This is a genomic window from Chamaesiphon sp. OTE_75_metabat_556, from assembly GCF_031378165.1.
Classification (GTDB): domain Bacteria; phylum Cyanobacteriota; class Cyanobacteriia; order Cyanobacteriales; family Chamaesiphonaceae; genus Chamaesiphon.
Map to the genome: position 1 here is coordinate 1 of NZ_JANNDR010000260.1, position 10556 is coordinate 10556.

Genomic DNA, 10556 nt, shown 5'->3' on the forward strand with positions numbered 1-10556 from the left:
CCCCATGTTTTTGGGTAGTTGGAAAAATCAGGAGCTTAGGTATTTATCTTTTAACCTTGGACGTGTTGCTGTAAGGCTGGAAAAAAAGACTTAAAGTCTGCTTTGATATTGATATATTCTCGTTCTAATATAGGCATCGCAGCGACAAGTTTGATTCGATCGCTCATCCTAGCTCTAATGTGATAATCGAGCCTATCTAACGCATTTTCTACACCAGACAACTGTTGATAGCTGGTCAACCAATCGCCATCAACCATGTAGCCAATAATTTCTTTAGCAAAAATTGGGATTGTACCTGGATAATCTTGGAATGAGGAATAGATCTCTGCGGTGAATTCAGTAAATTTTGTATCAGAGTATTATCAATTTTTATCGAGAAAATTGCACTTTCACAGAAACACCTTCCATTCTATATCTACGGACATAACACCAATATCGTGCTCTCAACCAAAAAAAATGGTGTTTTACAAATATACTTTCCTTTAAGGATGATAGGGATTAACGAATGAGTCGAGCGATCTTCTAACTTTCGCTCGATCTTAGTATGCCCATTCAAACGAAAATAAGTTTGTCCACTAGATTTCAGCCTTGTTTTGATGAGCTAAATCTGGATATAGTTGCATTTGATGAGCATCTATTCTTATTCCTCCCCTAAATTGATCGAGAGATCGACATTTAAGTCAACATCTACATCTAATTCATCGCCCACAGACTGAGATTCAACCGCCACAACTTGACGGACAAACTCAGGACATTTTGCCGTCGGATCGACATCGCGTTTATACAATGGACTATCCTCCCCGCGACAGAGATAACCATCGAAAAATTCACAGACAGCGCAACAATCCACACCACTGGCGATCGCACTATCCACCGCTAGGGCTTTATGACTGGCAGGTTTGAGCATCAATCCGCCTTTCGTCCATTTTGCGGATAATAATCCCGTTGCGGCTAAATGTTGCCAACGGGGATCTTCGAGGACGCTATCGGAAATTCGCAACCACGCGCCATCGAATTCAGCTTCGATTTCGAGTTCAAATTCTTGTCCGGCATCGACTCTGGCTACTTGTGCCTTGGAGAGATGTTCGGGGGCTTGGCCGAAGGTAATCGTATCGCCGACTTCGGGGATATGAATCCAATATTTATCCCGCAAATCGCCAGCGCGGGAAAGTTCGTGGAGGGCAGATTGGGAACCGTGGATCAGGATTAGATGTTGGGGATTGACGCGGTGAATGACTTGAGTAATCCCGACTCGATCGGCATGGGCAGACAGATTGAAGCGTTGGATCTTGGCTCTGACGGTGAGCGGGGTACCATCGAGTTCGATTTCACTGCCTGGTTCCAAACTCTGTAAAAAGCGGCCTGGGGACTCTTCATCGGTATAACCAGAGATAAACACCGCCGCATTTTCCCGTTGGAGTAGGGTTTTGGCATAGAAAATACTCGCTCCACCGATCAACATCCCCGAACTGGCGATAATTACCGATGGGTGTTCCATTGCCAGCGGTCGCTCCTTGGGCGATCCGATCGAGATAATTCGCGGCGCGGATTTCTCACTAAAGAACGGCGACTGGGTTTTGGCGAAATTCTGGACGGCTGCGGGCAGCAATTCTAATTGGGTTTGGAATAAGTCGGTGACTTCGCGCACCAAGCCATCGATGTAGACGGGGACATTGACGCTATGAAATAACGCACTGGTGCGGATGGCGAGAATAATTTCCTGAGCGCGGCCGAGGGCAAAGGCGGGAATCAAGACATTCCCACCAGCAGCGACGACTGCGACGATCGCTTTAATCAGATCGCTCTCTTGGGTACGGCGGGAAGGGTGGGTATCGGAGCCGTAGGTAGATTCGGTAATGAGGACATCCGCCTGCGGCAAATCGGCCAGTTTCAAGCCTTCGGTGGTGCGACTACTGGTGGTATTGTAATCGCCGGTATAGAGGATCGATCGATTGCCATATTGCATGTAGATACACGCGGCACCGACAATATGTCCGGCATGAATGAACCGCATGGTCAATCCTGGTAACGGCGAGAAATCTACACCGACAGGTTGCGTTTGGAGTTCAAATAACGTGAGATCGAGATCCTCCGCAGCGAATAATTGTTGAAAATCCTCGTTCCCCTGCCGTTGTTTCGCTGCCTGTACCTTCAAGCCATCGGTCAGCATCACATGGGCAATTTCCCGCGTCCCGTGGGTACAAATCATCGGGACATCGGGAAAATCCCGATGAAAGATCGGCAAGGCACCAATATGATCGAGGTGAGCGTGAGTAATGACGATTAAATTAGGACGCTCTAATAACTCAAATGCTGGTAATGGATCGCTCCCTTTGGGGCGAGTCCCCGCATCCAGCACGATTTCATACGGGCCAATCTGCACCCGAAAACAAGACGCCCCAATTCCTCTGGCCGCACCTAATGGGGTGACAATTAACCTGTCTAAATATTTATCATCCTCATCTGTAGTTACTGCTGCCTCATCTGATGAAACGCCAGATCGATCGGCAACATACTTACTCTGATCGGGATACACATAGACTCGCGCCCCTTTAGTCCGCGCATTTACCTGTACTCTCGCGCGCAGATCCGAGGAGACTAGACTTTGAGCCTCCCATTCCCATGTGGGTTCTTTAACCCTAGTGAGAGCTAGTTCCCAGTCGCGTTCGCTGAGCTGTTGATTGAGGGCGGCTAGGGCGATCGCCGTAATTTCTGGCGTTTGCTGTTGATCTAGATTGCGAGGCTCTTTAACAGTCTTAGGGGCAGCACTGGGCAGAGATTTCGGTGGCGAGTCACTTACTTCTTGCCGATCGAGTTGTGTGGCTGTGAGAATTTCTAGTGTCATCCCCACGCGCTGGGCGACAATCTGCCATGATTGCCCAGATTTAACTTGGCTGGGTGGATTGAACAGTGTCGGCCGAATCGTGGGTTCGCCAGGACGCTCGATCTTGAGGGAGACAATATTATGCTTGCGACTAACTTGGTTAGTTTTGCCCACACAGACAAATCGATCGCCTTCAATCGCGATCGGGGACTCCTCTTCGACGATTTGCAGCCGCGTGATATTGCCATCGGTTTGCATAATCGGGATGACGCGCCACTGTCTACTGCCCTCGCCCATGCTGACAGAGCCGAGTGGTGCCGCCCGAAACTGACAACCATCGGGAGTAGTTAAGACCAATTTATGCGGATCTCGATCGTCAGGGGCGATCGTGCCACTAACGGTCATTTCACAATATTGGTCCCGTGAAACTTCGCTCATGTTAGCGGACATAGGAGGTGTAAGGCTGGAAGTGTGGATAGTTAGCTCGATCGAGATCTTGCAACTCATGACTTATTGTATACCCGACCGAGATTCGTCCGTTGGCGGAGCCTTTCGGAACGAGAATCGAGCTGTCACATCGGCGATCGGATGGAAGTTTTACTAACCATCACCTCAAAATTAGAGCGGCTGCCTCACAAAAATTAACCATACTCTAAAAAAGGCTTTTGACCCCTTCACACCTGGGTTTCACAGTGCTATTAGCCATCGAACTGGTGTGCGATCGTATTATCATTGGCTCTATATGGACTTCAATAACTAGGTGCTGTCATGATGATTTCTGCCAGAGAACATTTTCCGCAGTTCACTCCAGCAGAATATCTGGAGTGGGAGGCTCGACAAGATTTACGTTACGAGTACATTGAGGGCAGAGTACGCCCCATTGCTGATGAAACTGTCGAGCGAATTATCAATCCAGCGATCAAGCTGAGTACCATGCTCCAAGAGCAGTTGCGAGGTACTGTCTGTCGAGTATTCGGAGATCGGGTTAAAGTTCAGATCTTAGAATCTAATTCTTTTTGTTATCCAGATCCGAGCGTCAGTGGCGATGTACACGATCGCAGTGCCAATAATTTTATCACTCATCCATACACGATCGTCGAAGTTGTATCGCCGAGTACCGAGGCTTACGATCGAGGTAAAAAGTTTGGATTGTATCGTTCGGTGCCTAGTTTACAAGAATACGTACTGATCAGTACCGATCTGATGCATGTGGACATCCATCGACAGCGATCGCCAGGAATATGGGAATTTAGTTCTTATAGTGCTGGATCTGTGGTGGAATTAACTAGTGTCAATTTTAGTTTTGAGATCGATCGCATCTATGAGCCTGTTGGAGTGGAGCCAGCGGAATAGTCGATCCCAGATCGATATTTACCAGAGAACGAGCTACATCCCCTCTGATTCCTCGGTGGAAGTGTCAACCACCAAGACTAAATGCTATGCTCGTTAGGGTCGGCATAGATGTTATTTGATTAGATCCCACCTCAACGCCGACTAAATCCGCAAATTCGATCGCTTTCAACTGCCAGTATCAATTCCATGTCCAGATCCCGCGAACCACTGATCAATCTCGCCTTTTATCACGCCTTCAAACAGCCATTTATCAATCCCTTCTTTTACTTCTACCTCCAGGGTCGAGTCGAAGGCCGAGAACATATCCCCAAATCAGGAGGGTTTGTAGTAGTGAGCAATCATGGTAGCAATTTCGATCCGCCGTTGTTATCGGCAGCAGTATTGCGTCCGGTGGCTTATATGGCCAAGGAAGAGCTGTTTGAGGTGCCTGTATTAAAGAATGCGATTAGATTGTACGGAGCTTATCCAGTCAAACGTGGGGCTGTTGATCGCACTACGATTAAAACAGCACTCGCTTATCTCAATGAAGGTTGGGGGGCGGGAATTTTTCTATCGGGGACGCGGACGCCCGACGGCAAAGTCGCCAATCCCCAACCAGGCGCAGCTTTGATTGCGGCGAAGGCGCAAGTCCCGTTGCTACCAGTGTGTTTGTGGGGAACTCATCAGATCGAACAACCGGGCAAAAAATGGCCGCAGGCTACGCCAGTCACGATTAGAATCGGCGAACTCATCGCCCCACCAACTTCGACCAAAAGATCGGAACTCGATCGCGTCACCGCGATCTGCACGACCAAAATTAATGAGTTACACGATCTCGGCCGCTAACCAATCGATCGCCTGCGCGACCCGCTGGGGCAAAATTGTGATCAACCGGGAAGGTCATGTTGTGCGCGAATGGGTAGCTGTGGATTTTAAAGTGACACAAAAATGTGCTGCTAACCCTCTTGTTGGGAGACTCGATCGGATGGAAACCAATTGATCGACTGTGGGAAGTAAGGCCGACATCCTGTCTCACTCTTGTTGGGACAAACTCGATCGGTCGTCAACAACAAGATCGATAATATTCAGTAGCCCCCAAGATCGATCGCAAGTCTACTCTACTACCAACTACCAACTATCCTCTCCCCGTAACCGATAACCCCTCGACAATCAGCGAAGGTGTGTGACAAGGGCCATTCCAATCGATATCCGCGCCGAGGGCGACGACTTGTTTGAGGGCAGTGTAGACATTGCCGCTGACCATCGTGTCCTTAACCCGCCCGACAATTTCGCCATTGCGGACGCGATAGCCCAATTCGACATTGATCGAAAAATCGCCAGACATCCCTGCGTCGCTGCCCAGAATTTGATCGATGATAATCCCCGCATCCAGATGCTGGACTAATTCTGGAAAACTCAATTTTCCAGGAGCGATCGTCAAATTGACTAGATCCGGCGTCGGATAACTACCCAAACCCGATCGAAAGCCATTGCCCGTCGAGCCAGAACCAAGCTGACGACCGATCGTCCGATCGGCATAAAATAATTTGAGTTGACCAGCTTGAATCAACGTTAACGATCGCGTGGGCGAACCTTCATCGTCAAACGGACAACTAAATGGCCCCCGATCTGGCTCTTGCGCGATCGTCAGCAGGGGAGAAACTACTTTTTTGCCCAATCTGTCGCTCCAAGGAGAAGCCCCTTCCATCACCTGTTTACCATTCATTGCCGCCTGGACGGTTTCCCACAACATATCGGCAGCTTTAGCAGTGAACAAGACCGGGATTTTACCAGTCGGTGGATTGACATTTTTCTTTGCCCACTGAAGTCGTTTGATGACGCTTTGGGCTATTTTAGCCGGATCTAACTCGCCACGCTGCGTTTGACCGTCACCCACGCTCAAAAAATCATCGCCGCGAATCCATTCAACGGCTAGATAACCGCTCAAGGTGGTATCGGTGTAGCTACAATCCAGCCCCAGCGTATTTACTAGCCGAGTAGTTTCAATATCACAATCCCACTGACTGCTACACAGGACGTCTGGGAAATCCGCACGTACCAATTCGATCGCACTTTTGCCCATCGCCACCAATTCCTCCATCGGAATGGTATGACCCAAATCGCGATAGACGTTGCGATTGGCTGCATTTAATTCTGGCGTTTCGCGATCGTTTAATTGCGACAGTTCGAGGCTTTTGGCAACTAAGATCTGCGGATCGACAGCACCATAGGCAACGGCAATTCCTGGCCGACCATCTTTCCACAACCGCAGCGCGATGCCTTCGCTCTGAGCTGTTTCCAACTGCTTGAGCCGATTTGCTTCAAAAAAAACTGGTCGAGACAAGGATTTAGCTTGATAAACTTCTGCTACTTCCGCACCCGCCTTAGTAGCTAAGTCTAAAAGTTGTTCGGCGATATCCATGTGAGACTGGGGACTGGGGGACTGGAGGACTGGGAGACGGGGGATGGGGAGAAAATAAAGTCATTAATCTACCTATCACCTCTTATTTTCCCACCATAAGCTACCAAAACAGCCATTCATCTGAGCTGTCAATTATTAACTATCAACTAGCAACTATCTTCGTACAACAGCCAAAATCCAGCAAATTCTTCACTGTCAGGAGTGGCTTGGATGGCAATAAAGTGGACGCCATTGGCTTGCTGTTTGCTAGCTTCAAACCGAGCGGCTTCTTGCTGAGTCGTCCCCTCTAGACGGGCTAAAATCCAGCTTTCACTGGCTCCTGTCTCTAACAGGAGGGTAGATTTGGGGGCGGGTTGGTAGCGCACCGCCACGATTTCCAATCCCGACATCCAAGCGGCCATCGGTACCGATCGCGGTGAGTAGACAATCAAGCCTGGAATCTGGGTTTCAGGGGCGACTTTGACCATCTCGAGGGGGAAAGCTTCTCCAAATCCGATTTGCCAATCGCTCATATCCGCAAACTGACTGGCTGCTAAATGCACAAATGCCCACTTTTCACCGATCAGGGCTTCTGGTAGTGGTTTGGGCGGATCGGAGAACATCTGAACGGAGGTAGTCGTCGTCGCTTGATAGTTCGGCTGCTGGGGATAAAAGTGCTCCATCCGATCGTCTAACCATTGATGCAGGGCGATCGATCGCCGACTGGCAGCCGAAGGAATCCCGATATCCTTACAGGCTTTGGTAATCATATTATTCATCTGTCGCCGAAAGAAGCGAATCCGCTGTGGCGATGTATTGGCTTCGCGCATAGCTGCTTGCAAGGCTTCGCCCAGCCAGAGTGAATTGACTCGATCGCTCGGACAATATTGAGTGTAGCGAAAGAGCTGCGCGGTTGATTGCTGGGTCGTCGTCGGACTTTCGCATACCAACAATTCCCAAACCTTTTTGTGGTTTTCATCAACCAGGGGGCGTGAGTAAAAATCGATTTCCCAGATCGCTCCCATGATTTCCTACTATGCTACTTGCTTGGTGATTTTTACATTAATCTCTTATTATCCGCCATTTTTGGACATTAGGGAATAGGATTTTAGGCTTTAGACTTTAGGTCTTAGGCTTTAGGTTTTAGGGTGGAAGGATTTAGCCATTTTATTTAAGAGTGTCTCAGATCGAACTCTCGATCGAGGATTGCCAAAGCAAAACCGCTATGATTGTCTATTAGTATAGAGTTGTGGGCTAAAAGTCCAGATGCCAAAGCCTGCTTGGTGCGCTAAACCGTCGGGTTTCCCGACGAGCGCGCATCCGCTAACGCCTAAAACCTAAAACCTAATCCCTAACCACATGCTGCTTTCCAAAGGATTTGAAATAGAAGTCTACACGGGTACTCCCCAGGGCGAGATTGTCGGTTTATCCGATCGAATTGTGGCGGATTTGGATGGGTTTATTATCGAGCCAGATAGTCGCAATGTCGAGTACACCACTGCACCATTTACTTCATACGATCGATTGTTGTGTGCGCTCGTCCAGCCGCGTCGCCAGTTACGCGCCTATCTCCAAAAACTTGGTGACTATACTCTGATTCCTGGTAGCACTTTATCGTTGGGTGGTACTGACAAGTTTTATCGCTCCGATCCGAATAATCCTTACCATACCTACATCGAGCAGACTTACGGCACCAATGTCGTGACGGCGAGCGTTCATATCAATATCGGGATTAGCGATCCAGAATTGCTGATGCGGGCTTGTCGGCTGGTTCGCGTCGAAGCTCCACTATATCTAGCCTTGAGTGCGGCATCGCCATTTCTCAATGGTGCACCGACGGGCTACCACTCCACTCGGTGGGGACTATTTCCCAAAACGCCCCCACACGTCCCTTTATTTACCAGCCACGCGCATCATATTCAGTGGGTCAACGAGCAGTTAGACCAGAAAACGATGCAAAATGTCCGCCATCTCTGGTCGTCCGTACGCCCAAATGGCGATCGCCGCCCCTACAACCTCAATCGGCTGGAACTCAGGATTTGTGACCTAATTATCGATCCGATCGCCTTGCTGGCCGTGACGAGCTTGATTGAGGCGAGATTGTGGCAACTCATGGCCGAACCTAATCTCGATCCGTTGGTGATGAGTAGTTTGTCGGCTGACGAGTTGGTCGAACTGGCCGATGCGAATGAAATGGCCGTAGCTAAATCCAGTCTCGATGCTACCTTACAACATTGGCAAGACGGTCGATCGATTACCGCTCATGACTGGATTGAGGAACTTTATAGTGAAGTCCACGACTTTGCCAAACAGCGTGGCTTTGCGTGTTTTCTCTCACCCGTCAAAAAGATCCTCCGGGAGGGGAATACCGCCCAACAATGGCTGCGGGCATTCGATCGAAATGGTGACGCTCGATCCGTGTTGATCCAGGCGATTACCCAAGTCGAACAGCAAGAGATTGAATTAGACCGTTATCTATGTCAGCCGGTCTAGATTGATGCGATTGGGAAAATTGCGATCAAGTTGATCTGCTCCGCGACTGGCGATCTATCTGCCTGAGTAGCCGCAGTATCGCTTTGAACTAGATGCACATAAAATCAAAACTGAATAAATAGATTTGAAATTTGAATAGATCGACCAGTCGCTGCAAATATAAAGAAATTATATATATTACGAAAGATTGCGTAACTCTGAATGATTCGCTCTAATCCTGATGAAACAACTCTTTAGGCGACACTTCATCGATCCGACCGCACGATCTCCGATTTCCAGCACAGTTGAATTTTAAGTTTATGCCTCAGTTAGTTTTAGTCAATCCCCAAATCCCCCCCAATACTGGCAATATCGCGCGGACTTGTGCGGCAACGCGTACCGACTTACACTTAGTCGAGCCGCTCGGCTTTGAAATTACCGATCGCTATCTCAAGCGGGCTGGATTGGACTACTGGCCTTATGTCAGCCTCAAAATTCATCCCTCGATCGAGGCATTTATCGAATTTCATCAGCAACAGCCTGGAAGGTGGGTGGGGTTTAGTGTCAAGGGTACTTGCAGTCACTTTGACTTTCAGTTTCAAGCTGATGACTGGCTCTTATTTGGGAGTGAAACTCAGGGACTACCCGCCGCGATCCTCCAGCAGTGTGCGGCCACAGTTTATATTCCGATGAGCGAACCTGGTGTCAGAAGTCTGAATCTCTCTGTGAGTGCGGCAATCGGTCTATTTGAAGCGCGGCGTCAGCTCGTTCTGGATTAGCAGGGGGCGATCTCGGTACGATCTAGGCAGGTCAACACGTTCGATCTCGACAGTGCTGGTAATTTCGCGATCGCTCAGCGATCTGGGCACTTACCGCTCGATCGATCGCGAATTTTAGATAAGAAATTTATATCATCGATATGTCCGGCTAATCGCGATTAACTTAGTAATTACTAATCATTGAATTAACGCTCGATGACTTAATTTCGGTAGCGATCTCACAAGTTTAAGATCTGCGGATTTAACAATCTACGCTACAAAATTGCCAAATCTCATGTCCGAGAATACACGGTTGCCAATTTAGTAATTCATCGCTTAAAGTCTTCCTTAGTAAGGGTTGTATCGATCAAATTGAATAATTCAAATGCGATTAAAATCATCTTCAAGCTGACAAGATCGAAATCACCGCTACTAATTGAGCGTGCCTGCTACAGTAGGCGAAGTTAATTAGTCGATTGTCAAAAAACTTGCAAATAAGTGCATCTTCATCTAAAGTTACGTTAGCGATCCCTGGGTCGCGATCGACACTCAGTAATCGATCGCCGATCAAGATTCAAACCCCGGTATTATTCCGATCGTTCCCACATCAGAGCTTCGGTTTGTCTTGATGCTTAATGTCGAGCCGATCCGAATCAAGCACGATCGAAGTTAATTTAAGTCAGTTAGCAGTCGGTTAATTCAGGCACGCTTATCTAGCTGGCTGCCCTTAGTAGTCAAAATTAGGAGGTCATTTTTGTTGAAACCCGAA

At 48.5% G+C, this 10556-nt stretch carries 7 protein-coding genes and 1 pseudogene; 4 read left to right on the forward strand and 4 right to left on the reverse strand.

Going from position 1 to position 10556, the window contains the following annotated elements; genetic code table 11:
- Positions 1-50: 50 nt before the first annotated feature.
- Both RMO27_RS10540 and RMO27_RS10545 read right to left on the reverse strand, forming a co-directional pair.
- A pseudogene (locus RMO27_RS10540) lies at positions 51-347 on the reverse strand (ACP phosphodiesterase); the annotation flags it as partial.
- A gap of 293 nt (positions 348-640) precedes the next feature.
- Positions 641-3229, reverse strand: a complete 2589-nt coding sequence (locus RMO27_RS10545) for an MBL fold metallo-hydrolase (protein ID WP_309732128.1) — start codon at positions 3227-3229, stop codon at positions 641-643.
- A gap of 363 nt (positions 3230-3592) precedes the next feature.
- Here RMO27_RS10545 and RMO27_RS10550 point away from each other — a divergent pair, with 363 nt between their 5' ends.
- Together RMO27_RS10550 and RMO27_RS10555 are read left to right on the forward strand one after the other, a co-directional pair.
- A complete protein-coding gene (locus RMO27_RS10550; RefSeq protein ID WP_309732130.1) occupies positions 3593-4177 on the forward strand; it encodes a Uma2 family endonuclease in 585 nt (194 codons plus the stop codon).
- 186 nt (positions 4178-4363) lie between these two features.
- A complete protein-coding gene (locus RMO27_RS10555; protein ID WP_309732132.1) occupies positions 4364-5002 on the forward strand; it encodes a lysophospholipid acyltransferase family protein in 639 nt (212 codons plus the stop codon).
- 289 nt (positions 5003-5291) lie between these two features.
- Here RMO27_RS10555 and RMO27_RS10560 read toward each other — a convergent pair whose 3' ends face one another.
- Both RMO27_RS10560 and RMO27_RS10565 read right to left on the reverse strand, forming a co-directional pair.
- The gene (locus RMO27_RS10560) at positions 5292-6578 is read right to left on the reverse strand and encodes a TldD/PmbA family protein (RefSeq protein ID WP_309732134.1); all 1287 of its coding nucleotides are present in this window, start codon (positions 6576-6578) and stop codon (positions 5292-5294) included.
- Between the two features lie 146 nt (positions 6579-6724).
- On the reverse strand, positions 6725-7582 hold the full coding sequence (locus RMO27_RS10565; protein ID WP_309732136.1) for a Tab2/Atab2 family RNA-binding protein: 858 nt from the start codon (positions 7580-7582) through the stop codon (positions 6725-6727).
- 334 nt (positions 7583-7916) lie between these two features.
- Here RMO27_RS10565 and gshA point away from each other — a divergent pair, with 334 nt between their 5' ends.
- Together gshA and RMO27_RS10575 are read left to right on the forward strand one after the other, a co-directional pair.
- On the forward strand, positions 7917-9050 hold the full coding sequence (gene gshA / locus RMO27_RS10570) for a glutamate--cysteine ligase (RefSeq protein ID WP_309732138.1): 1134 nt from the start codon (positions 7917-7919) through the stop codon (positions 9048-9050).
- A gap of 299 nt (positions 9051-9349) precedes the next feature.
- Positions 9350-9808: a tRNA (cytidine(34)-2'-O)-methyltransferase gene (locus tag RMO27_RS10575; RefSeq protein ID WP_309732140.1), complete on the forward strand. Its 459-nt coding sequence runs from the start codon at positions 9350-9352 to the stop codon at positions 9806-9808.
- Positions 9809-10556 lie beyond the last annotated feature (748 nt).